At 75.1% G+C, this 23437-nt stretch carries 19 protein-coding genes and 1 pseudogene; 11 read left to right on the forward strand and 9 right to left on the reverse strand.

The annotated features are described in order from the left end of the window. The first annotated feature begins 33 nt into the window (after positions 1-33). Positions 34-996 carry an ATP-grasp domain-containing protein gene (locus tag AAT21_RS19970; RefSeq protein WP_046778144.1) on the forward strand — a complete coding sequence of 321 codons (963 nt, stop codon included), beginning with the start codon at positions 34-36 and terminating at the stop codon, positions 994-996. After that, positions 993-1847, forward strand: a complete 855-nt coding sequence (locus AAT21_RS19975; RefSeq protein ID WP_046778145.1) for a GNAT family N-acetyltransferase — start codon at positions 993-995, stop codon at positions 1845-1847. Before AAT21_RS19970 ends, AAT21_RS19975 begins: the two co-directional genes overlap by 4 nt. Before the next feature lie 78 nt (positions 1848-1925). Here the strand turns inward: AAT21_RS19975 and AAT21_RS19980 are convergent, their stop codons facing one another. Further along, on the reverse strand, positions 1926-2369 hold the full coding sequence (locus AAT21_RS19980; RefSeq protein WP_046778146.1) for a subtilase-type protease inhibitor: 444 nt from the start codon (positions 2367-2369) through the stop codon (positions 1926-1928). Between the two features lie 337 nt (positions 2370-2706). Between AAT21_RS19980 and AAT21_RS19985 the strand changes: the two genes are divergently transcribed. Together AAT21_RS19985 and AAT21_RS19990 are read left to right on the forward strand one after the other, a co-directional pair. Then, complete coding sequence (locus AAT21_RS19985) at positions 2707-3444, forward strand: ABC transporter ATP-binding protein (protein WP_046778147.1); 738 nt, start codon at positions 2707-2709, stop codon at positions 3442-3444. Beyond that, the gene (locus AAT21_RS19990; protein WP_046778148.1) at positions 3438-5888 is read left to right on the forward strand and encodes an ABC transporter permease; all 2451 of its coding nucleotides are present in this window, start codon (positions 3438-3440) and stop codon (positions 5886-5888) included. The genes AAT21_RS19985 and AAT21_RS19990 overlap by 7 nt, the downstream gene beginning before the upstream one ends. 53 nt (positions 5889-5941) lie before the next feature. Here AAT21_RS19990 and AAT21_RS19995 read toward each other — a convergent pair whose 3' ends face one another. Both AAT21_RS19995 and AAT21_RS20000 read right to left on the reverse strand, forming a co-directional pair. Then, entirely contained in the window at positions 5942-6403 is a 462-nt protein-coding gene (locus AAT21_RS19995; protein WP_200904424.1) for a Crp/Fnr family transcriptional regulator, read from the reverse strand. 120 nt (positions 6404-6523) lie between these two features. Next, positions 6524-6832 (reverse strand): hypothetical protein, encoded by a 309-nt coding sequence (locus tag AAT21_RS20000; protein ID WP_046778149.1) that lies wholly within the window; start codon positions 6830-6832, stop codon positions 6524-6526. A gap of 258 nt (positions 6833-7090) precedes the next feature. Between AAT21_RS20000 and AAT21_RS20005 the strand changes: the two genes are divergently transcribed. Together AAT21_RS20005 and AAT21_RS20010 are read left to right on the forward strand one after the other, a co-directional pair. Further along, complete coding sequence (locus AAT21_RS20005; RefSeq protein ID WP_046778150.1) at positions 7091-9034, forward strand: glycoside hydrolase family 5 protein; 1944 nt, start codon at positions 7091-7093, stop codon at positions 9032-9034. Between the two features lie 267 nt (positions 9035-9301). Beyond that, positions 9302-12034 carry a DNRLRE domain-containing protein gene (locus AAT21_RS20010; RefSeq protein ID WP_046778151.1) on the forward strand — a complete coding sequence of 911 codons (2733 nt, stop codon included), beginning with the start codon at positions 9302-9304 and terminating at the stop codon, positions 12032-12034. A gap of 64 nt (positions 12035-12098) precedes the next feature. Here the strand turns inward: AAT21_RS20010 and AAT21_RS39165 are convergent. Beyond that, positions 12099-12233, reverse strand: a pseudogene (locus AAT21_RS39165) (GNAT family N-acetyltransferase); the annotation flags it as partial. A gap of 46 nt (positions 12234-12279) precedes the next feature. After that, a complete protein-coding gene (locus tag AAT21_RS20020) occupies positions 12280-12735 on the reverse strand; it encodes a hypothetical protein (RefSeq protein WP_046778153.1) in 456 nt (151 codons plus the stop codon). A gap of 90 nt (positions 12736-12825) precedes the next feature. Between AAT21_RS20020 and AAT21_RS20025 the strand changes: the two genes are divergently transcribed. Continuing rightward, a complete protein-coding gene (locus AAT21_RS20025; RefSeq protein WP_046778154.1) occupies positions 12826-13122 on the forward strand; it encodes a hypothetical protein in 297 nt (98 codons plus the stop codon). Positions 13123-13129: 7 nt separating this feature from the next. On the opposite strand, the gene AAT21_RS34565 is transcribed toward AAT21_RS20025, so the two are convergent. After that, positions 13130-13573, reverse strand: a complete 444-nt coding sequence (locus AAT21_RS34565; RefSeq protein ID WP_052757888.1) for a hypothetical protein — start codon at positions 13571-13573, stop codon at positions 13130-13132. 414 nt (positions 13574-13987) lie between these two features. Here AAT21_RS34565 and AAT21_RS38390 point away from each other — a divergent pair, with 414 nt between their 5' ends. Then, positions 13988-14791: a peptidoglycan-binding protein gene (locus AAT21_RS38390; protein WP_052757889.1), complete on the forward strand. Its 804-nt coding sequence runs from the start codon at positions 13988-13990 to the stop codon at positions 14789-14791. A 38-nt stretch (positions 14792-14829) separates the two neighbouring features. On the opposite strand, the gene AAT21_RS20045 is transcribed toward AAT21_RS38390, so the two are convergent. Next, the gene (locus AAT21_RS20045) at positions 14830-15573 is read right to left on the reverse strand and encodes an SDR family NAD(P)-dependent oxidoreductase (RefSeq protein WP_046778155.1); all 744 of its coding nucleotides are present in this window, start codon (positions 15571-15573) and stop codon (positions 14830-14832) included. A gap of 203 nt (positions 15574-15776) precedes the next feature. Here AAT21_RS20045 and AAT21_RS20050 point away from each other — a divergent pair, with 203 nt between their 5' ends. The 3 genes from AAT21_RS20050 to AAT21_RS20060 all read left to right on the forward strand — a co-directional run bounded on the left by AAT21_RS20050 (position 15777) and on the right by AAT21_RS20060 (position 18524). Continuing rightward, positions 15777-16853 (forward strand): RNA ligase (ATP), encoded by a 1077-nt coding sequence (locus tag AAT21_RS20050; RefSeq protein ID WP_046778156.1) that lies wholly within the window; start codon positions 15777-15779, stop codon positions 16851-16853. Between the two features lie 33 nt (positions 16854-16886). After that, positions 16887-17483, forward strand: a complete 597-nt coding sequence (locus tag AAT21_RS20055) for an HD domain-containing protein (RefSeq protein WP_046778157.1) — start codon at positions 16887-16889, stop codon at positions 17481-17483. A 123-nt stretch (positions 17484-17606) separates the two neighbouring features. Continuing rightward, complete coding sequence (locus AAT21_RS20060) at positions 17607-18524, forward strand: NADP-dependent oxidoreductase (protein ID WP_046778158.1); 918 nt, start codon at positions 17607-17609, stop codon at positions 18522-18524. Between the two features lie 23 nt (positions 18525-18547). Here AAT21_RS20060 and AAT21_RS20065 read toward each other — a convergent pair whose 3' ends face one another. Beyond that, entirely contained in the window at positions 18548-21433 is a 2886-nt protein-coding gene (locus AAT21_RS20065) for a poly(A) polymerase (RefSeq protein WP_046778159.1), read from the reverse strand. Further along, positions 21420-23237, reverse strand: a complete 1818-nt coding sequence (locus AAT21_RS20070; RefSeq protein WP_046778536.1) for an RNA ligase family protein — start codon at positions 23235-23237, stop codon at positions 21420-21422. Before AAT21_RS20070 ends, AAT21_RS20065 begins: the two co-directional genes overlap by 14 nt. Positions 23238-23437: the final 200 nt, after the last annotated feature.

Raw genomic sequence — 23437 nt, forward strand, 5'->3', positions numbered from 1 at the left:
GGCGATCCGCACCACCGTCCGTAGGGTGGGTGCATGCCCACGACTCCGGCCGAGGACGCCACCACCACCGTCCTGTACTGCCACGATCCGCTGAACGAGCGCCGGGCCGACGCCCACTTCGCCGCGGAGGCGCGCCGGTTGTGCGCCGCCGGGGGCACGGCCCTGCTCGTGGACCATGACGCGCTGCTCGCCGGGGACGCCGACCGGTCCGTCGCCCGGGTGCCCGCCGGCGCGGGAGCGCTGTGGTACCGGGGCTGGATGGTTCCGGCGGACCGGTACGGCGCACTGGACGCCGCCCTGCGCCGACGCGGCTGCTCTCTCGTCGTCACCCCGGAGCAGTACCGCCGGGCCCATGAACTCCCCGGCTGGTACGGAACGTTCGCCGACCTCACCCCGGCCAGCGCCTGGCTGCCGGCTGATCCGGGGCGGACCCCGGACCCGGACCGGCTGACGGCACTCGCCGCAGGGCTGCCGCCCGGTGCCGCAGTGGTCAAGGACTACGTGAAGTCCCGCAAGCACGAGTGGGACGAGGCCTGTTACGTACCCGACCTCGGTGACGAGGCCGCCCTGCACCGGGTGGTCGGCCGGTTCGTCCGACTCCAGGAGGAGTTCCTCGCGGGCGGCGTGGTCCTGAGGGCCTTCGAGGACTTCGTCGCGCCGCTGACACCGGCGGGCGCGCCGGCCGCCGCGGAGGTGCGGGTGTGGTGGCGTGACGGGGTGCCACGGCTGGTGACCGCCCACCCCGACAGCCCGGTCGACGAGGTCGCGGCGCCCGACCTCGAACCCGTTCGCGCGGCCGTCGAAGCGCTCGGGTGCCCCTTCGTGACCACGGACATGGCCCTGCGCGAGGACGGCGTCTGGCGCGTCGTCGAAGTGGGCGACGGACAGGTCAGCGACCTCCGAAGCGGGGTCGATCCCGATGTCTTCGTCGGGATTCTGGCGGCCGGTCAGGCGCCCCTGCGCGTGCCGTCGGCATCTGGTACAACACCGCTATGACGGGATTCGAGATCACCGGGGCGAGTGCCGCCGACATGGAGATGATCCGGGGCTGGGCCGATGAGGAGGGCTGGAATCCGGGGGACTCGGACCGTTTCGCCTTCGCCGTGGCCGATCCTGAGGGGTTCCTCGTCGGACGGCTCGACGGGGAGCCGGTGGCCTGTATCTCCGCCGTCCGTTACGGAGCCGGCTTCGGCTTCATCGGCTTCTACATCGTCCGCCCCGCCCACCGGGGTCGCGGCTACGGCATCCGGCTCTGGCGGGCCGGGATGGAACGGCTCGACGGCCGGCTCGTCGGACTGGACGGTGTGGTCGAGCAGCAGGACAACTACCGCAAGTCCGGGTTCCGTCCGGCCTGGAACAACGTCCGTCTCGAAGGCGTGCCCCAGGGTGGCCGAGCGGACGGTGACACGGGTGGTGTCGCGATCGTGGACGCCGCCACGCTGCCCTTCGGCCTGCTCGCCGCCTACGACCGGCGGTTCTTCCCCGCGCCGCGGGACGCCTTCCTGTCCGCCTGGACCGCCCTGCCCGGACGGACCGCCCTGGCCGCCGTCCGTGACGGCCGGATCGAGGGCCTGGGTGTGATCCGCTCGTGCAGCGCCGCCCACCGGATCGGACCCCTGTACGCGGCCACTCCCGCGGTGGCGGAGATCCTGCTGCGGGGGCTGGCGCGGCACGCGTCCGGCGGGCCGGTGGCCGTGGACGTCCCCGACGCGAACCCCGAGGCGATGGACCTCTTCAAGAGCCTCGGTCTGGTCCCGACCTTCGAGGCGGCCCGGATGTACACCGGCCCGGCCCCGGCCCTCCCCCTGGCCGAGCTGTTCGGCGTGACCAGCCTCGAACTGGGCTGAGCCGACGGGGACCTGAGTGCTGTGCGGTGGCCGGGCGGCGGTCGCACGGCGCCGCCCGGCCGGTTCCGTCACGCGGGATCAGAAGCCGAAGAGGGCGCCCGAGGTGTTCCGCAGACCGCACGGATTGGCGAAGGTGTACGTGTAGTTGAGCCGGCGGCCCTCCCAGACACCGTCGGCCGTCACCGTCATCGGGTTCCACTCCCGGGTACAGACGGCGTCGGCGGCCGGTGCCGCGAGCGGGTCGAGCTGAGCGCCGGCCCCACGTAACTCGCGGCACGCGGCGACCGGGTTCGGGTGGGTCCCGCCGGGCCCGGGCGCGCAGACGAGCGTCACCGCCCGCAGCACCGTGCCGGTGTCGGCGTCCGGGCCGGCCGTCACGCTGAGCACCAGCGCGGACGGCGCGTACAGACTCTGCGCACCGGCCGGCGCGGCGCCGGCCGTGCCGGGCCACACCAGCGCGGTGAGCGCGGCGAGCGCCATGGCGGCGGAACCGAGTCCGAGACCCCTTGCGATGGACCGCATTTCGAACACTCCCTTGGGTTGGTGTTTCGGATAGCGGACGCAGTCTTGCCGACGTGAGCCGCGAACGCCCGTTCGCACCCCCATTTTTCGTCACCGATCGTGTACGAATGACAGCAGACCGCAGCCATGCCGAGGAGTTGACCTGTGGAGGAGCAGGGCGCCGAATCGGCCGAACACCGACCGGGAGACCTCCCCGCAACACCCGCAGGCCCGCCTTCATCCGCCCGTAACAGGGCCTGGTATGCCCGGCGGGACTCCCGGGGTGGGGCCTGCCCCACCCCGACAACACCCACCAGGCCCGCTGTGCCGGGCCGCCCCGCCCGGTTGGCTCAAGGGCATGGAAAACGACGCGATCCGACTCCTGGACGTCAGCAGGGTCCACACGGCCGGCGGCCACCAAGTCACCGCCCTCGACCAGGTCTCCCTCCGCTTCCCCCACGGCACCTTCACCGCCGTCATGGGCCCCTCCGGCTCCGGCAAAACCACCCTCCTCCACTGCGCGGCCGGACTCGACCGGCCCACCTCCGGCACCGTGACCCTGGGCGGCACCGACCTCGGCGGGCTCGGCGAGACCCGCCTGACCCTGCTGCGGCGCGAGCGCATCGGCTTCGTCTTCCAGGCCTTCAACCTGCTGCCCGCCCTCACCGCCGAGCAGAACGTGGCCCTGCCGCTGCGCCTGGCCGGCCGCCGGCCCGCCCGGGCGGAGGTACGCGAGGTCCTCGCCCGCGTGGGACTCGCCGACCGGGCCCGCCACCGCCCCTCCCGGATGTCCGGCGGCCAGCAGCAGCGCGTCGCCCTGGCCCGCGCCCTGATCACCCGGCCCGAGGTGCTCTTCGCCGACGAACCCACCGGCGCCCTGGACTCGCGGACCGGCCGCGACGTGCTCACCCTGCTCCGGGACATGGCCGACACCGAACACCAGACGGTCGTCATGGTCACCCACGACCCCGTGGCCGCCTCCTACGCGGACCGGGTCGTCTTCCTCGCCGACGGCCGCCTCAGCGGCGAACTCGCCGGCGCGAGCGCCCAGCACATCGCCGCCCGCATGACGACCCTGGAGGCCGCACCGTGCTGACCGCCGCACTCCGCACCGCACGCGCCCGCTGGACCACCTTCGTCGGCAGCTTCGTCGCCGTCGCCCTCGGCGTCGGCCTGATCACCACCATGGGCCTCGCACTGGCCGCCACCCTCAACGCCCCCGAACCCGGGCCGGAACGCTTCGCCCGGGCCCCCGTCGTCGTCCAGGGCAACGACGTCCTGCGCGTCCCGACGCCCGCCGGGGACCGCACCCGCACCCTGGCCCACCCCACCTCCCTCACCCCCGAACTCCTACGGCGGCTCGCGGACCTCGGCCCCCTCACCCCGGACCGCTCCTTCCCCGTCCGCGCCGACGGCGGGCCGCAGCGGCTGGTCGGCCACCCCTGGCCGGTCGCCGCCTTCGCCCCGTACACCCTCGACGCCGGCCGCGCCCCCAGCGCCGACGACGAGGTGGTCACCACCGGCTGGGCCCGCCCCGGCACCCGGCTGACCACCGAGCACGGCCCCGTCACCGTCGTCGGCACCGTCGCCGACCGGGGCTTCGAAGCAGCCGTGTTCTGGACCGAGACCCGATCGGCCGCGCTCTCACCTGCCGTCCACCGGGTCGTCGTCGCCGCGGACCCCGCCGCCGTACGGGCCGCCGTGGGCCAGGACCCCGACGTACGGGTACTGACCGGCGGTGACCGCCGGTACGCCGACCCCGACCCGGACCGCGACGCCAGGGCCCTCCTCGCCGTCAACGCCCTGCTCGGCACCGCCGGCGGGGTCACCGGCTTCGTCTCGGTGTTCGTCGTCGCCTCCACCTTCGCCTTCGCGGTCGCCCAGCGCCGCAAGGAGTTCGCGCTGCTGCGCACCGCCGGAGCCACCCCCGGCCAGGTCCGGCGCATGGTGTACGCGGAGGCGCTGCTCCTCGGCACGTCGGCCTCCGCCGCGGGCTGCCTGCTCGGCGGGTACGGTGCCCCCCTGCTCGCGCGGTGGCTGGCCGAAAACGGCACCGCGCCGGCCCGGTTCGCCATCGGCGACGCCGTCTGGCCCTACCACCTGGCCTTCTGGACCGGCCTGTTCGTCGCCTTCGCGGGAGCCGTCGCCGCGTCATGGCGGGCCGGACGCGTCGGCCCCGGTGAGGCGCTGCGCGAAGCCGCCGTCGAGACGAAGGTCATGACCCCGGGCCGCTGGATCCTCGGCGCCGGCCTGCTGCTGGCCGGGCTCGGCACCCTCGCCCACACCCTGCTCACCGACCCGTCGGACCTGCTCCACCGCAAGACGTACACCACCCGCCCGATGCTGCTCATCGTCGCCTTCGCGCTCCTGGCCCCGGTGCTGGTCCGGCCGTTGGTCCGGCTCGTCGCCTGGATCCCGGCCCGGCTGCCGGGCGCCGGCGGGATGCTGATCCGGGAGAACGCCACCGCGGGAGTCCGCCGCACGGCCGCCGTTGCCGCGCCCGTGCTCGTCACCGTGGCCCTCGCCGGCTCCCTGCTCGGCACCACCGCGACCCTGAACGAGGCCAGGACCTCGGAGATCCGGCAGCGGACCACTGCCGACTTCGTGATCACGGGCGGTCCGGGCGGGTTCGCCCCGGCCGCCGTGGAACGGGTGCGGGCGGTGCCCGGCACGGAGGTGTCCGCCACCGCCGCGACCGAGGTCCACGTACTGGAGGAGGGCGTCGCGCTGATCCGGTCCGAAGCCCGGGCCGCCGACCCGCGCGCTCTCGCCCGGACCGCCGACCTGCCGCTCGTCGCGGGCCGCGTCACCGACCTCGACGACGGTTCCGTCATCGTCACCGAGGAGTGGGAGCGCCGCACCGTCGGTTCGACCGTGGAGGTCCGGCTCGGCGACGGCACGCCCAGGACTCTGAAGATCGCCGCCGTGATGAGCATCGGAACCGGGAACAACGGCGCCTACGTCACCCCGGCCAACGCCCCCGGCGCTCCGGTGGACCGGATCGACGTACGCCTCGCGCCGGGCGCGGACAGCGCCGCGGCCACGTCCGGGCTGGCCGAGGCGGCCCGGGAGGCCGGGGGCCGGCTTCTCACCAGGGACCAGTGGACGGCCGACGGCCACCCGGGAACCAAGCCCACCACCCGGACGGGCTTCCTGCTGGTCCTCTGCATCGCCCTGCTCTACACCGGCATCGCGCTCGCCAACACCCTCGTGACGGCCACCGCGGACCGGGCCCGCGACCTCGCGGCCCTGCGGCTGGCGGGCGCCACCCGGTGGCAGGTCCTCCGGGTGGTGGCGGGGGAGTCCCTGACGGCCGTCCTCGTCGGCGCCGCCACGGGCACCCTCGTCGCCGCCCTGAACCTGGCCGGGATCCAGGGGGCCCTGCGGCTCCTGCACGTCAACAGCGGGATCGTCATCCCGTACGAGGCCCTCGGGGCGACGACGGCCGCCTGCACGGCTGTGGCCGTGGTCTCCGCCGTCGTCCCGGCCGCGCTGTGCCTGCGACGCCGGGCGGTCGGGACGGCCGGCGTACGGGACTGATCCGCGGCCACGGCCGGTCGGCCACAGCCGGCCGCGCGCCGGCCGGCCGCGCGTCAGCCGGCCGCGCCCAGGCGCGGGGCGTACAGGTCCAGCAGGCGGGTGCGGGTCTGCTGGAGCCGCATCGCGAGCACGCGACCGACCCAGTGCCCGACCGCGGACCCGAAGGCGGGATCGGCGTCCATCAGCATCCGCACGGCCGCCGCGTCGAACTCGTACGCCCGCACCGGAGTCATCGCCTCCGCGCCCAGCTGCCACACGTACGGAGGGAACAGCCAGGACCAGCCGACCAGCTCGCCGGGGCCGAGGTTCTCCACCTGCGCGGGCCGGCGGCCGGCCACCGGAACCTCCAGGGTCACGGTGCCGGAGCGCACGATCCAGAAGGAGTCCGCCCGGTGGCCTTCGTCGAAGATCCGCGCGTTCTCCGGGAAATTGACCTCACGGGCCTGCGCCATCAGCCGTCCACGGTGCTCCGCGGACAGCACGGCGGCGATTCGGATGGGGGAAGGTGTGCTCACGACGGCCTCCGATCGGACCCCCCACGACGCTCCTGCTGCTCCCAGTGTCGCCGACCCGGCCCGAACGGGACCGGGCCGTGCCGCGCCTTTCTCCCGCCGGAAAGCGTCAGGGGGTGTCGTTTAGGGGGTGTCCTCCGCGTTCGCCTCCATGCACGCCAGTTCCATCGCGTCCAGCACCGCCTCGTGACTGCGCCCGCTCAGCTCGGCCACGTTCTCGATCTGGGCCGTGGCCCAGGCCGCCAGGGTCATCACCAGGACCCGGAGCCCGTCGGTGCCGAACTCGGCCAGGACCGCGTCGGCCACGACCATGGCCTCCTCGGGCACCTGCTCGGGAGGCTCCAGGCCGGCGAGGCCGCGCAGCATGACGAGGGTGCGGCGCGATATCTCCGGCGTCATCCCCGCCAGCCGCATGTCCTCTTCCTCGTTCATCCGCCCCGCCCTCCGCTGCCGAGCCCCGTCCCTCAGGGCACCGTAGAGGGGCGCGGCCGCACGCGGGGCCGTTTCCGCAGGGTGACCCTGCGTGAGAGGGTGCGGGCGGCCGGAACCGGACGGGTCCGGCCGGTGCGCGGCAGCGGCGGAGCGCGCGGAAGGCGTGCGGGCGTTCGACTTCCCCCGACGGCGACCCGCCGGTAACTTGACCCGCGGCAACCGCCCGACCGGGCGGCCGAAACCCCCGGCAGGAGCACGATGAAGAGCCTGTTACGCGCCGCCCTGTGCGCCCTCCTGCTGACGGCCGGCACCGTCCCCGCACAGGCCGCGCAAGCCGCACAGGCGGCGCAAGCGGCACGGACCGCCGCCCCGGCGCCCGTCGCGAACGCCGCCGAGGCCTGGACCCCGCCGCTCTCCACACGTGGCCGGTACATCGTCGACGCGCAGGGCAACCGGTTCCGCCTGCGCTCCGGCAACTGGGACGGGGCCCAGGGCTCCTGGAACGGTTCGGGCGACCGCAACGACCCCGCCACGCACCACAGCGGCCAGAACGCAGGCGGCATCCCTCTCGGCCTGGACCGGGTCCCGCTGCCCACCCTCCTCGCCGATTTCCGCGCGCTCGGGCTCAACAGCATCCGGCTGCCCTTCTCCAACGAGATGCTGCGCACCACCACCCCGGTCCCGGACGCGGCCGTCGCCGCCAACCCGGCCCTGCGCGGACGCACCCCGCTGCAGGTCTTCGACGCCGTGGTCGCCGCCCTCACCGACGGCGGCTTCGCCGTCATCCTCAACAACCACACCGTCACCACCCGCTGGTGCTGCGGCCTCGACGGCAACGAACGCTGGAACAGCGGCCGTTCCACGGCCCAGTGGGCCGACGACTGGGTCTTCCTCGCCCGCCGCTACCGCGACAACCCGCGCGTGGTCGGCGCCGACCTCTACAACGAGGTCCGCCGCGACGTCTTTCACGACCCCAACTGGGGACTCGGCGACGACCGTGACTGGCACGCCGCCGCCCAGGAGGCCGCCGACCGCATCCTCACCGAGGCCAACCCGAACCTGCTGATCGTGGTCGAGGGCATCAACTGGTTCGGCCTGCCCGTGGACGGCTTCCCGCACGGCCGCCCCACCCTCACGCCCGTACGGACCCTCTCGCACACCCTGGTCGTCTCGAACAAGCTCGTCTACTCCGCCCACTTCTACGGGTACACCGGCCCCCACCACAGCGGAGCCACCGGTATCGGCGAGACCAGCGACCTGCGCTACCAGGACATGAGCGCCGCGCAGCTCGAACAAACCCTCTACGACCAGGCCTTCTTCGTCTCCGCGGAGACCGGCGCGCACTTCACCGCTCCCGTCTGGATCAGCGAGTTCGGCATCGGGGCGGACGAGACCGGCGCCGCCCCGCGCACCTGGTTCGACCGCCTCACCGGACAACTGGCCGCCAAGGAAGCCGACTTCGCGTACTGGCCGCTCGTCGGCTGGAGCACCGACGCCCAGGGCAACCCCGGCGGCGACACCTGGGCGATGCTCCGCTACGACGCGGCCGGCCGCCGCACCGGCGTCCTGGACGCGGGGGACTGGCGCACCGCACGCTGGTCCGGGCTCCTCGCCGCACCCGCCCGCACCGGGCCCGTCCCCGCCACCACCGCCTGGTACCAGCTGACCACCGACCACCGTGACCACAACGCCTCGCTGCTCACCCGGGCCGGCGGGGACTGGGACAGCGGGGCCCGCAAGGCGGTCTGCCCCGACGGCTCCCGCCTCAGCGGCCTCTCCCACACCGGCGGCCGCGCCCTGTGCACCGGCTCCGGCCTGCGCGCCCCGGCCGGCGGGCACACCGTGGTCCGAGACGAGAGGTACGTACCGGCCGGCGGCGACTGGGCCACCGGGTACACGAAGTTCCAGTGCCCGGCAGGCCAGTTCCTGATCGGCCACAGCCTGCGCGGTGAGCGGGTCTCGGCAGCGCTGTGCGCCCCGGCGCGCACCGCCCTCCCGGCGGGCGGCCGGACGCTCTGGTTCGACCGCGGGGACAACCGGCCGCCCGGTGGCCCCGGCGGCGAGTACGCCCTCGGGCACTACAAGGGCCAGTGCCTTCCCACCGAGTACGCGGCGGGCATCGCCTTCACGACCCGGTTCGCCTCGCGTCCCTCCCCGGCCGCACTGCTGTGCCGACCCCTGCCGGGCCCCGAGGGGAGCTGAGCCCCGTCCCGTCGGCCGCGGCGGACCGGGCTCGCCCGGCCGCCGCGAGTGCAAGTGCGAGTGCGAGGAGGACCAGGGTTGCCGCCGGCCGACCGGTGCGGCCCTGGCGCGATTTCGGCGCCGGAATGCGCCAAGTGGGGTGAACCGAGCGCCGAACCGATCTAAGGTGCGCCCGTAAGCATCGTCGCGGACACCTGTTCGGCGGTTTCCGGCCATGCCTCGCCAGTGGCGCCTTCCGGCCGCACCGCGCACTCAACTGGGGGGTTCATGCGCAGATCCCGAGGGGCGGCGGCCCTGCTCGCCCTGTCCCTGGCCGCAACCGGAGCAGGGCTGGGTCTCGCCCTCGCCCCGCAGGCGGCCGCCATCACGCCGCCCGTCGCCTTCACTGCCGACGCGCTGTCCACCTGGCAGCCCAACGGCGTCGTATGGGCCCTCGCCGAGGCCGGCGGACAGGTCTTCGCCGGCGGTACCTTCTCCACGGTCCGCCCGCCCGCGGGCGGCGCCGGCAGCGAACAGCAGGCCGTGAACTTCGTGGCGCTGGACGCCGCGACGGGCGCGCCGACCTCCTGCAAACTCTCCTTCACCGTGGGCTCCGGCACCGCGACGGTCCGTGCGCTCGCCCTCTCACCGGACAAGACGACCCTCTACGCGGGCGGGTACTTCGGCGCGGTGAACGGCACCGCCGTCTCCAGCCTCGCCGCCGTCGATGTGGCGAGCTGTACGGTGAAGACCGCCTTCCGGCCGGCCTTCGCGGCCACCGTCCGGGCCCTCGCCGTCACCGGCGACACGGTCTACGCGGGCGGCGACTTCCTCACCGTCGCGGGCCAGCCGCGCCAGCGCTTCGCCGCCGTCGGCGCCGCCGACGGGGCGCTCAAGCCCTTCACCGCCGACGCCGACGAGCCCGGACGCGCCGTCGAGGTCACCCCGGACGGCGAGAACGTCGTCCTCGGCGGGGACTTCTTCACCGTCAACGGTACGAACACCCACGCGCTGGCCGTAGTCGATTCGGCGAGCGGCGCGCTCACCAAGGCCTACCCCGGCTTCATCGAGACCAACTCCGTCGTCAAGGACATCGCGACCGACGACACCGGCTTCTACACCGCCAACGAGGGCACCGGCGGCGGCGTCTTCGACGGCCGGATCGCGCTCGACCTCCCCGGCTTCGGCCAGCGCTGGCGCGACACCTGCCTCGGCGCCACCCAGGCCGTGCTGCCGTACCACAACGTCCTCTACAGCGCCTCGCACGCCCACGACTGCTCCAGCGTGGGGGAGTTCCCCGACGGCCAGCGTCACCACCTGCTCGCCCAGCCCACCACGGGCACCGGAAAGCTCGGCTGGGCCCCCGACACCAACGACGGCATCGGCGAGGGCATCGGCCCGCGCGTGATGACGGTCGGGTCGAAGAACGGAGTGGAGTACCTGTGGGTCGGCGGTGAGTTCACCACCGTCAACGGCGCCGCGCAGCAGAGCCTCACCCGGTTCGCCTCCACCGGCGACACCGGCGCGCCCACCGTGCCCGCGGCGAGCGCGGTCAGCTTCAGGCCGGGTGAGGTCCAGGTGCGCTGGCGCACCAGCCTCGACCTCGACGACAGCGCGCTGACCTACAAGATCTACCGCAACGGCGCGGCCACGCCGATCGCCACGGTCACGGCCGACTCGCTCTTCTTCAAGCGCCCGCAGGCCTCCTGGACCGACACCACCGTCGCGGCGGGCCAGTCGTACACCTACCGGGTGACGGCCACCGACGCGGCCGGCAACACCAGCGCCCTGTCCGCCACGGCGAGCGTGACCGTCCCGACCACGGTGGACGGATACCCGAACCAGGTCCGGGCCGACGGAGCCACGCAGTACTGGCGCTACGACGAGTCGGCCCTGCCCTTCGTCGCGGACTCCTCGGCCGGCGGCAACCGGGCCGGCGTGCACCTGAACGCCCCCGCCCTGCGGCAGACGCCCGGCGCGGTCTCCGGCGCCGGCACAGCCATCGGCTTCAACGGCACCGACACCCAGGTGTACGGGGACCACCGGCAGACCGTGGGCAGCACCTACAGCATCGAGACCTGGTTCCGCACGAACACCACCCGCGGCGGCAAGCTCTTCGGCTTCGGGAACAACCAGACCCGCGGCAGCAATCAGTACGACAAGCACATCTACATGACCAACAGTGGGCGGCTGGTCTACGGCGTCTACACCGGAACCACCCGTACCGTCACCACCGCCACCGCGTACAACGACAACGCGTGGCACCACGTCGTCGCGACCCAGGGCCCCGGCGGCATGACCCTCTACGTCGACGGCGTCCAGAAGGGCACCCTCGCCGTCACCACGCACGAGAACTTCTCCGGCTACTGGCACGCCGGCGGCGACAGCCTCGGCGGCTGGCCCGACCGCCCGACGAGCGAGTACTGGGCGGGACAGCTCGACGAGAGCGCCGTCTACCCGACCGTCCTGAGCGCCGCGCAGGTGCAGAACCACTACGCCCTCGCCACCGCCCCGGCCGACTCGGTGATCCAGGTCACCGCCGCGGAGGACACCTACGCCAACGCCGGAGCGCCCGGGACCAACTACGGCACCTCGTCCTCGCTCGCCGTCCGAGGCACCTCGTTCTACGCGAGCTACCTGCGCTTCGACCTGCCGGCGGCGCCCGCGGGCACGGTGCTGAAGTCGGCCACGCTCGGGGTGAAGACGAGCACGATGAGCGGCGCCGGTACGACGGACACCGTCTCGGTCGTCCCGGTCACCGGAGCGTGGAGCGAGGGCGGGACGACGTACACCAACCGCCCATCCCTGGGCGCCCCGGCCCTCGGCGCCTACCCGGGGATCCCCGACGGCTCGGCGGTGCACACCGCCACGCTGACCACGGGATCCGTCGCGGCGGCACTCGGCAGCAGCCTCGGCCTGGCGCTGACCAGCCCGGGCACGGACGCCCTGTGGCTGTGGTCCTCCGAGGCGCAGGCGGGCGAGGGCACTCCGCAGCTGACGCTCACCTTCGGCGCGCCGTGACCTGACGGCCGGCCGGACAGGAGGGGCGCGGACCACACCGGTCCGCGCCCCTCTGCCACGTCCGGGCGCCCCCGGTGAGGGCGTGCAGGGCGGGATCGGCGAGGACGAGACTCATCTCGTCGGCGTGCTCCGGCAGCAGCGGGAGCAGGTCCAGGCGTGCGGTGGCGAGCGTGACGGGCCGGACCGGGGACCGGCGCACCTTCGCGTCCGCCCCCGGCCACCGGATTACGCCCCGGCCGACACGGTCAGCGCGGGGGTTCCACCTCCAGGAAGCGGCGCCCGCGGGGCCCCCGGTACAGCAGGCACACCCAGCCCTGTTCCTCCAGCACGGCCGCGCAGGCCGTCAGACGCTCCTGCTCCTCCCCGGCCGCACCACCGCCCGGTGGGCCGACCCAGGTCACCTCCACCCGTTCCGCCCCGGACGCGGCGGCCACCCGGTAGCCCGTCCGCGTACGGCGCCCCTCCGCGTCCACCGCCGACGGCGTGATCCCCGACGCCTCCAGCACGAGGGCCACCGCGCGCGCCGGCCGCGCCACCTCCCACGGCGCGGGAACCCCCGCGCCCGCCGGGCCGTTGACCAGACGCCGGATCTGCAACAGCCCCTCGTACGCCGTGCGCAGCTCGGCCTCCCGCCGCCCGGCCGGCACCTCCGCGCCGTCCCCGGTCGCCGGATCGAAGCCCCGCCCCGGATCCGTCACCACCCCACCACCCGCCCGTCTGAGTACCTCACGCCCGACGGCCTGAGTATCCGCCCCGATTCCCCGGAACGCCGCCGCTGGTCGAATGGGGCCATGACCTACGACGCCCCGAGCAGCGCGCCCGCCCGCCCGCGCGTGCAGCACGTGACCACCGCCGGCTCGGCCCTCGCCGTGGCCCTGGTCCCGCTCGTGATCGGCGTCCTGTTCGCCAAGGCCATGGCCGCCGACCCGATGACCCCGGTCAACGCCCTCATCGCGGGCGGCGGCCAGCGGGCCGCCCTGCCGCGGGGCGAGTGGAAGCGTCGCGGCCACACCACCCTGCACCGGCTGCGCACCGCCCGCCGCGACACGGCCCGGCGCTGCGCCCGCGCCTGCGGCCGCCGTCCCTGAGGGGTTCTCAGCGGCCGTACTGCCGCAGGCACAGGTCGACGATGGACGGCGGTACGACGCCGTCTGCGGCCGCGCACAGCTCGTCCATGCGGGGCGGCGGCGCCGGCCGGCGGTGCGGGTGTGCGGTCGCGGACCCGGGCAGCCGGTTCCGCCGGGGCGGCGCCGCCTGCTTCGCGCGCGGCCGCTCGCGGGGTGCGGTAGCGGCGGGCGCCCGGTTCTGATCCGCGACCGGCTCCCGGGCGGTGTCCGGGGCCGGCTCGGGCGGGACGGCCGGGGGCAGTTCCCCCAGGGGCAGGGCCGGCGGCGCGGACCGCTCGGGCGTGTCGGCCGACGGTACGGACCCGCGTACGGGAGCCGGGTCCGGAGCCGGGTCGTGCGGGCCGACGGAGACACAGCCGGCGCTCGCCAGGAGCGCGACGAGGGAGAGGGGCAGGGCCCGGCGTAACTGCATCCGACCACCTTGCCGCACGGCCCGTCGCCGCCCGCTCCCCGCCTCACGCATCCGGGTGACACCGGGCGGCGACGGCGGCGGCTTCGGCGTGTGCGAGACGGATCGGGCCCGACAGAACGGGTGGACCGGAGCAGATCGGACATGGGGCTTGACCCGGCCGGTGCCGGAGGGCAAGAGTGCGCCCGATCACGAACGTCAGTTCTGGCCGCACCCCGGAGATACCTCAGATGTCCATANGTCCCCCCGCCGCTCGCCCCGCCCGCGATCGGCGGTTCTCCGGCACTCGGCACGCCCGGCGCCCACGGCGGCGGCGCGGCTCAGGCTCCCGCCGCCCGGCTGCGCAGAGCCTGACCGGCCGGACGGGGGCCGGCACCGCACCGCCGCGCCGGACCCCGACCCCGCCGGGAGACAGCCATGTCCCAGGATCCTGAAGAGAACGGGCTCGCCCACGACGACGCCCTGTTCGTACGCCCGTACGTCGCCCCCTCGGGCCCGCCGGCCCGCGCGGAGGCTCCCGCCTGGCCGCAGTCCGGGCCGTACGCCTTCCCCGACCCCGCGGACGATCCCGCGGGCGACCCCGCAGACGGTTTCGCGGGCGGTTTTGCGGGCGGCCAGGGGCACCGCCCGGACGACGGAGTTCCGGCACCGGTGCCCGGGCCCACCAGCCCTCCCGCGGCCGCCGCCCGCCATGCCAGGCATTCCGCGGGCGCGGCCCGCCGCAGCCGCCTCCCGCTGGCCGTGGGCGCCGTACTCGGGCTCGCGGCCGTGGGCGGCCTTGTGCTCCTGCTGACCGGCCCCGACCCGCAGCCGCCCCGGGCCGAGGCGCCGGCCGACCTGACCGTGCCGGCACTTCCGGGCGGCCCGGGCGGCGGTGACGAATCCCCCGACCCCACGGCGTCCGCCCGGTCCGCGGCACCGTCCGCCTCGGCCACCGGGGCGTCGGCCACGACGACGAGCCCGGCGGCGAAGCCGTCCACCGCGGCCGGCGCGGCCGTACGGCCGTCGAGCGGGTACGTGACCCTGCGCATGGGCGACAGCGGGCCCGAGGTGCGGGCCCTGCAGGAGCTGCTCCAAGGGCAGGGCTTCACCTATGTCTCCGTCACCGGCGTCTACGACGGCCAGACCAAGCGCGGTGTCGGCCAGCTCCAGCGCGACCGGTCCATCAAGGGCGACCCCCAGGGCGTCTACGGCCCGAACACCCAGGCGGCCATGGGGTAGGGGGTGAGCGGGTGTGCCGGCGCCGGGCGCCCGCCCGGTCAGCGGCCGCCCGCGACCCGCAGCACCGTGCCCGTCGTGTACGAGGCGTCCGGGGACAGCAGCCAGGCGATCGCCCCGGCGATGTCCTCGGGCCGGCCGGGGCGCCCGAGCGGGGTCGCGGCCCCGATACGGGCCGCGCGGCCGGGGTCGCCCATCGCGGCGTGCATGCCGGTCTCGATGGTGCCGGGCGCGACGGCGTTGACCCGGATCCCGTCCGGGCCCAGCTCCTTGGAGAGCCCCACCGTCAGCGCGTCGGTAGCCGCCTTGGTCGCCGCGTAGTGCACGTACTCCCCGGGGCTGCCCAGGGTCGCCGCCGCCGAGGAGACGTTCACGATCGCCCCGCCCCCGGACTCCGCCATGTCACGGGCGGCCCGGCGGCAGCACAGCAGGTACCCGAGGAGGTTGACCTCGACCACCCGGCGCAGATCCTCGGTGCGGGCGTCGGCGAGCCGGCCCAGCGGCCCCGTCACCCCGGCGTTGTTGACCAGGCCCGTCACCGTGCCCAGTTCGGCGCCGGCGATGTCGAAGAGCCGCTCGACCGCGCATTCCTCGGACGTGTCGGCCTGAACGGTCACGCAGCGGACCCCGGCAGCCCGTACGCGCGCGGCGACCGCCTCGGCCGCCGCCTCGTCGCGGACGTAGCCCAGCACCAGGTCGTGTCCGTCCGCGGCCAGCCGCAGACAGGTCGCCGCGCCGATGCCCCTGCTGCCGCCGGTGACGACGGTGACCGGGCGACGTGACATGTGGGCCTCCAGCGGGACGCGGATCGTGGGGCGGGCGCGTGCGGGCGCCCTCGCGTCGCACGGTGCGGCAGGCTAACACCGTGATAATCGCTGGACCAGCGAAAATGCCGGGACGGAGAGTGGCGTCACCGATGTGCCGCACCACCTGCCGTCCGCAAGTGCAGCCGCCGGTACCGTCCATGACGACCCGTTGGAGCCAACCCATGTCGACCTTGCGCGTCACCGCCGAAGAGCTGACCGTCCACGACCATCCGAACGCCGACGCGTTGGAGCTGGCCCAGGTGGGCCTCTACCGGGCGGTGATCGCCAAGGGGTCCTACCGCACCGGTGACTTCGCCCTCTACATACCCGAACAGGCGGTACTGCCCGCCGGGTTGATCGAGGAGCTGGGCCTCACCGGGCGGCTCGCCGGCGGCAACGCCGACCGGGTCAAGGCCGTCCGGCTGCGCGGCGAACTCTCCCAGGGCCTGGTGTGCCGGCCCCGAGCCCTCGCCGACGTCGACCTGGTCCAGGCGGCCGAGAAGGGCACCGACTTCGCCGAACTGCTCGGCATCACCAAATGGGCCCCGCCCATCCCCACCACCATGAGCGGCGACGTCGAGGCCGCCGCCGACCTGATGCCGTGGGTGGACATCGAGAACCTCCAGCGCTATCCGCACATCTTCGAGGTCGGCGAGAGCGTGGTCCTCACCGAGAAGCTGCACGGAACGGCGAGCCTGTTCACGTACGTCGTCGAGGGCGGACGCTCGATCGTCTCCTCCAAGGGCTTCGGCGCCAAGGGACTCGCCCTCAAGGAGGACGAGCGCAACCTCTACTGGCGCGCTGTACGCGGCCACGGGGTGCCCGCCGTCGCCGAAGCGCTGGCCGGACGCCTCGGCGCGACCCGCATCGGGATCTTCGGCGAGGTGTACGGCGCGGGCGTCCAGGACCTGGCGTACGGGACCGACGTGCGCACCGCCGACACGCCGCCCGGATACGCCGTCTTCGACGTGTCCGCCGAGATCGACGGACAGATCCGCTGGCTGGACCCGGCCGCCGTCCTCGCCGACGGCGAACTCCCGCTGGTGCCAAGGCTGTACGAGGGCCCGTACGACCTGGACACGGTGCTGGAGCACGCCAGCGGGCGCGAGACGGTGTCCGGGCGGGCCGTGCACCTGCGGGAGGGCGTGGTCATCCGCCCGGCGGCCGAGCGGTACAGCCCGGTCGTCGGCGGCCGCGCCATCGCCAAGGCGGTCAGCCCGGCCTACCTGACCCGCAAGGGCGGCACGGAGTACGAGTGATCACCGCCCGGGCGCACCCCCTAGGGTGACCGGATGCCTGCCACCGACGCACTGAGCCGGGCGCTCGACGCCCCCGGGGACCCGTACGTGCGGCTCCTGCCGCCCGCCGTGTCCGAACTGCTGCGCACGCTCGCCGCCCCGCCCCGGCTGGCCGCGCACCTGCGGCTCGTGCACGACGTCGCACACGACCTGGCCGACTGGCTGGCCGGGTACTGCCCCGGCCTGGAGTTCGACCGGGAGGCCGTGCTGTTCGGGGCGGCCACGCACGACATCGGCAAGGCGGTGCACACCGCGGAGCTGAGCGGCCCCGGCTCCGCGCACGAGCCGGCGGGCCGGGAACTCCTGCTCGCGCACGGGTTCCCGGCCCGCCTGGCCCGCTTCGCCGCCACCCACGCGAGCTGGCACGGGGGCTCCGTGAGCATCGAGGAGCTGCTGGTCAGCGCCGCCGACAAGGTGTGGAAGGGCAAGCGGGTCCAGGACCTGGAGGACCTCCTGGTGGACCGTCTCGCCGAGGCCACGGGCGCCGAGCGCTGGGCCGCGTACCTGGACCTCGACGGGGTGCTCGGGCGGATGGCCGAGGGGGCGGACGGGCGGCTCGCCTTCCAGGCCGCCTTCCCGGTGTACGCCTGACCGGTCGGTCGTGTCCGACCGGCCGGGCCGTGGCGTGCGTGGTGGGATGGGCCGGGGCGGGGTCCACCAGCACACGGAGAGGTCGGGTACATGTCCGAGTCGGGCCGGAGCGGTCAGGAAACCATGCGGGCGATGGCGTACGAGACGTACGGCGGGACGGAGGTGCTCTCCGAGACCCGGCTGCCGCTGCCCAAGCTCGGCCCCGGCGAGGTCCTCGTCCGGGTGAAGTGCGCCGCCGTCAACCCCGTCGACTGGAAGATCATGGCGGGCGGGCTGGACCCCCTCATGGACGTCGTCTACCCGGTGGTCCCCGGCTGGGACGTCGCCGGCACGGTCGAGAAGGTCGGCATCGACGTCCCCGAGTACGCCGTAGGCGACGAGGTCATCGCCTACGCCCGCAAGGACTACGTGCACGGCGGGACCTTCGCCGAGTTCGTCACCGTGCCCGTCCGCGCCCTCGCGCACAAGCCCGCCTCGCTGAGCTGGGCCGAGGCCGCCGGGCTGCCGCTCGCCGGACTCACCGCCTACCAGCTGCTCACCCGCCTCGGCACGGGCAAGGACGACACCGTCCTCATCCACGGCGCCGCGGGCGGCGTCGGCTCCTTCGGCGTGCAGATCGCCCGCTCGCTGGGCGCCCGCGTCATCGGCACCGCGTCCCCCCGCAATCACGACCGGGTGCGCGAACTCGGCGCCGAGCCCGTCGCATACGGCGAGGGGCTCGCCGAACGCGTCCGTGCCCTCGTGCCCGACGGGCCCACCGTCGTCGCGGACTTCGTCGGCGGGGTCGGCGGCGTCACCCGCGAGGTCCTCCACGACGACGGCCGGCACGCCTCCATCGCCGACCCCAGCGTGCTCGGCTCCGGCGGCGAATGGATCTGGGTCCGCCCCGTCGGCAGCGATCTGGCCGAACTGGGCCGGCTCGCCGACAGCGGACAGCTGAAGGTGCCGGTCGCGAAGACCTTCCCGCTGGCCGAGCTGGCGGCGGCCTTCGAGCTCAGCCAGGGCGGCCACACACCAGGAAAGATCATCATCGAGGTCTGATCCCGCCCGCCGAGGCACGCGGTTCAGGTACCCAGGTCCGGCACCTCACCACCTGTCGCCCAGGACACCTCGACCCCCCGCAGGCCGGCCCGCCACCGGTCGGCCGGACCGGCCAGGTGCGCCACGTCCGGCGGCACGGCGCCCAGGCCGATCGCGTACCGGGCGAGGCCCGGACCGGACTCGAAGGGGCGGGGCCAGGCGTGCGCACCGGTGGCGCCGGCCTCCTCGAAGGCGCCGAGGAGCGCCCGCAACCGCCCGCGCACCCGGCCCCGTACCTCCTCGAACTCCGCCTCGGCCGCCCGTACGGTCACCACCGCCCAGGCGGCGTGCCGGCGGTGCGGTGGCGGCGCGGCCGCGGCCAGGGCGTCCGCCCCGACCCCCGACTCCAGCAGCTCCCACGCCCCGTACAGCTCCTGCACCAGGAGGTCCCGCAGGCCCGGTGTCACCTGGGCGGTGCAACTGCGCACCGGCGCCGACGGGGTGAGGACCGTGACCGGATCCGGATCCGGATCCGGATCCGGATCCGGATCCGGGCCGGGGCCGGGCGCGGCAGCGGTGACCGGACCCGGCGACGCGACCGGCTCGCGCCAGTCCCAGGCCGCCCACCGCCCGAAGAACTCCCGCAGGAGGGCGTCCGGCGGCAGGGCCCCCGCCTCCCGGACCGTGTGCGCCGCGAGGACCGACCAGGCCAGTCCCGGCAGCCCCCCGAACGGCGCCGAGTCCAGCCCCCGGGCCCGCGCCCAGGCCTTCACCCGCCGCGCGAGCCCGGCGAAGGCGGCATGCTCCGCCCCCACCGCCTCCCGTACGGCGTCGGCGTCGCTCACCGCGCTCAGCGCGACGGCGGCCGCCTCGCCCAGCTCCGCCCGCCGCTCCACCGCACGCGCCGGATCCAGCTCGCCGGCGGAGACCACCACCAGGTCCACGGACAGTGACCCGACACGGAAGCGCAGCCCCGGCACCCGGGCCCCCACCACCTCGCGCAGCCCCCGGGCCTGCGGCAGCGCGGCCGCCACCTGCTCGCGCACCCGGGCGACGTCGGCCGCTCCCGGCAGCGCCGCCACCAGGTCCAGGTCGGCGCCCGGCAGGGCGCAGCCCATCCGGCGGGAGCCGGCGACGTGCACCCGCGCACCGGGCAGCGCCGCCTCGACGCGTGCGGTGACCGTCTCGGCCCGATCGTTCCCGGGCTCCGGCCGGGCTTCCGGAAGGGGCTCCGGAGCCCAGCGCACCTCGCCCGTGCCCAGCGCCACCGTCGCCCGGACCCGCATCGGTCCGTCCCCGCGCCGCGAGAGCACGGCCAGTTCCCCGACCCGCGCGGACAGAGCCCCGCCGAGGCGCGCCGCGATTTCCGCGACGGCCCGCTGCGGGTCGCGGCTGCGCCCGAGCGTCAGATGCGGGGTGTAGCCCCCGATCCCGCCCGAACGCCCCCGGCAGCCGGGGAACCGGTTCGTCAGCGCCCGCCGGAGCTCCTGCCACGGCGCCTCGCCGCCGGCCGCCGGATCCAGCCAGACGGTGGCCTCCTCACGGTGCCCAAAACTGTGCACACCCTCCAGCCGGGCCTCGAACGCAGCGGTCCCCGCGGCCACTTCGGCCAGCAGCGGGACGGCCTCGGCGAAGGAGGACTCCGGTACGAAGCCGAAGAGCAGGTTCACGTGCGCGGGCCAGCGGCCGGCCGCCGGGTCGTGCTCCCGGCGCACCTCACCCACCGCGTCCGGCAGGCCCGGCGGCAGCCACGCCACCGCGGTCCGCACCGTCGCCGGCACGTCGAGCCGGGCCGGCGCCTCGCCGTGCGCCCCGAACTCCACCGTGGCCTCCACCCCGAAGTGGTCGGAGACGAACAGTCCGTCGGGGGCGGGGGAGTCGCCGCGCAACGCCGCCCGGGTCACCCGGGCCGGGGTGGAGCCCAGCAGGATCCGGTCCAGCCGGCCGGCGCGGCCCGTCAGCGAACCGACCGCGGCCAGCGGATTGGCCGCCGGGTCGAAGGTCGGTGTCGTGTCGGCCGCCCCGTGCACCTCGCTCCAGGCGTCGCGCATACCGAGCGAGGGCGCCGGCCCCTCGGCCCCGTGGCGACCGTCGTTGAAGTCGCCCAGCAGGACCACGCCAGCCTCGACGCCGCCCAGGCCCTCCGCGAGGCGGGCCAGTTCGGCCTCCCGCCGCTCGTGCCCGTTCTCGGTGTGGTCGCTGGTCAGGTGGGTGCCGGCGACGACCAGCGGCCCGGCCGCGGTGTCCACCGTCACGGCGGTCACCGCCTTGTGCGGGCGGAACATGTGCAGGCCCGCCTCCCGCACCGGCAGCCGGCTCAGGAGCAGCAGCCCGCACGCGGAGACGTCCCGGCCGCCGGGGTCCGTGCCGAGGGTGTACCCGGCCCGCACCCACGGCGCCGCCAGCAGCATGCCGAGCAGCTCCGGCTCCACCTCCTGGAGCGCGATGACGTCGGCGTCCGCGACGGCCAGATCGTCCAGCAGGAGCGGTCTGCGCCGCGCGGTGGCGATCCGCGGGGCGTCATAGCGGTCCCAGAGCGTGTTCCAGGTCAGCAGCCGCACCGAGGACGGTGCCGCCGCGGCGTCCGCGGGAGCCGTCCGCGCGGGACGCCACGCGCCGCCGCCCGAGGGATCCCACGCGTACGGGGTGCGGGCGGTGAAGAAGGGGGCCCGCAGCAGCCGTGGATCGTGGACCCGGCCCGCCGCGGTCACGTCGATCAGGTCCACGCCGGTCGCCCGGTCCCACACCAGCTCGCCGTCGGCCTCGACGAACAGCACCCGGTGCCAGGGGATGTCCCCGCCGGGCACGAAGGAGGGCAGCGGGACCCGCTTGGGAGCCGCACCGCGCTGGAGCAGGCCGAGCACGAACCGCGCCGGATCGAACCGGGGGTCCCAGCGGACCTGGTGGTAGAGCTGCTCACTGGTGCGCATCGGTGCCTCCACCCGCCGTGAACGTGAACGTGGACGGGCCGGGCGCGAGCGTGCCCGCCGTGTCCTCCACCCGCCCGCCGGCGCCGACGTACCACGTACGGTGCGCCCGGCCCGCGTACGGCGGGCTGAACCGGTGCAGCTGCGAGGTCAGCACCTGCGGCGGCACCGGATGCGGGCGCACCCCGTTGCGGCGCACCAGCTCCGCCTCCTCGACCAGCACCACGGCATGGGTGACCAGCGCGTCGCGCCGGCGCGCCACCGAACCGGCCAGCCCGCGCTGCTGGTCGGTGAGCGACGTGGCGTCCCACACCACCGTCCCGCCGCGCGCCAGGGCGGCGTCGAGCCGGTCCAGGCCCGCGCTCAGCACCTCGGCGTTGGCCCGCTGGTCCGTGCGCGAACCCCGGGCGCTGCGCAGGTCGTCGAGCGAGACGTACGCGTCCACACCGGGCAGGCCGCGCCCGAAGGTGCTCTTCCCGCTGCCCGAGGGGCCGCACAGCTGCACCAGCCGGGGAAACGATCCGTCACGCCACTGCCACGTCGCCGCCACCGCCTCCTCCACCACGGAACCGGAGATCCTGCCGTCCGCGAACGCCCGCCGGGCCTCCGCCCAGCAGCGGTCGGCCGCAGCCGCGCCCAGCCCGGCGAGGGGCTCCCGCAGCGCGGTCCGCAGGGCCTCCAGCGGATCCGGGCCGCCCAGCAGCCCCGCCTCCTCGGCCCACAGCGCGGACCACTCCACGCACTCCCGCGCCTGCGGCCCTTCGGCCAGCGCCCCGGCGAGCGCGTGCAGCACCCCGAGATCGGCCGCCGCGGCCATCCGTACGAGTCCGGCCCGCCGGTCCGCGTCGGAGAACGGCCGCTGGAGGTACGGGTACAGGCCCAGCAGGTCGCCGACCCGCCGCGCGAGCGGCATCCCGGCCGGACCGGCCGCGAGCCGCGCGGCTGTCCGGGCACGCGGGGCCCGGCGCAGCACGGCGGCGAGCACTCCGGCCAGCCGGTGGTCGCCGGTCCGCCCCGAGGCGTCGATCCGGGCGGTGACCTCGGCGACCACGTCGGTGTCGGTTTCGGCTCCGGTGGTCGCGGTCGCGGTCGCGGTCGTGTCCGTGGCCGTGGATCCGTCCATGCCGACGGCGGCGGACAGGGCCGCTGCATCGGGCTCGGCACCCGAGCGCACCGCCCACAACGGGGCTGCCGGACCGAGCCCGTTGGGTACGACCTCCGCGTACATCCAGTGCGTGTCGGTCTGCACGTGCCCGACCCGCACCCACTTGGCCACGCACCGGCCGAAGTCCGCCCGGGAGAAACCGGCGGCGGTCCGCACGACGTAACCCTCCTGCCGGGCGGTGTCGAGCCTGAGCCTGCGCAGCGCCCGCTCGTCGAAGGTGCCGCGCCACAGCACCCGTGGAACGGGCACCCCGAGACCCCGCAGGAACCGTACGGTCCGGTCCCAGTCCAGGCACTGCTCCCCGTCCCACACCGAGAAGCCGTAGAACCAGCTGTCCAGGTCCTCGTACGGGATCGAGTGCCGGGCGTAGAGGTTCTCCCCGCACACCCGCCACCCGGCGGGGATGCCGGGGCCGATCCGCCCCTGGAGGCCCTTGACCCAGGCCCGGGAGGGATGGTGCCCGGAGTCGAGCGAGCGGGCGTGCAGCCCGTCCGTGTACAGGGTGGTGTTCTCCCCGTCGAGCTTCTCGGTGACCACGACCTCGCGTCCGGTCAGCCCCGCCAGTCCGAGCGACCGGACGTCGTCCGCCGAAGCCCCGGGTGACCAGGGCAGATGGGGCGTTCGGGGATAGTGGGTGCGCATGATCCGCTCCGGTTCGACGACAGGGTCCGCCGTCACTGTAGGTATCCGGCGGCGGGCGGATCCAGCCAATTCAGCGGCAGAGGGCCACGACGGCCGGTGACACCGTGCCCTCGGCCGCCCTGCACAGGGGAGCCATGTCGTACGAACGCCCGGGAGCGGGAAGGGACTTCACCGGGGCCGCCGACTGCCGGCGGGCCTTC

The organism is Streptomyces yangpuensis (genome assembly GCF_001005295.1).
In the GTDB taxonomy this organism is placed as follows: domain Bacteria; phylum Actinomycetota; class Actinomycetes; order Streptomycetales; family Streptomycetaceae; genus Streptomyces; species Streptomyces yangpuensis.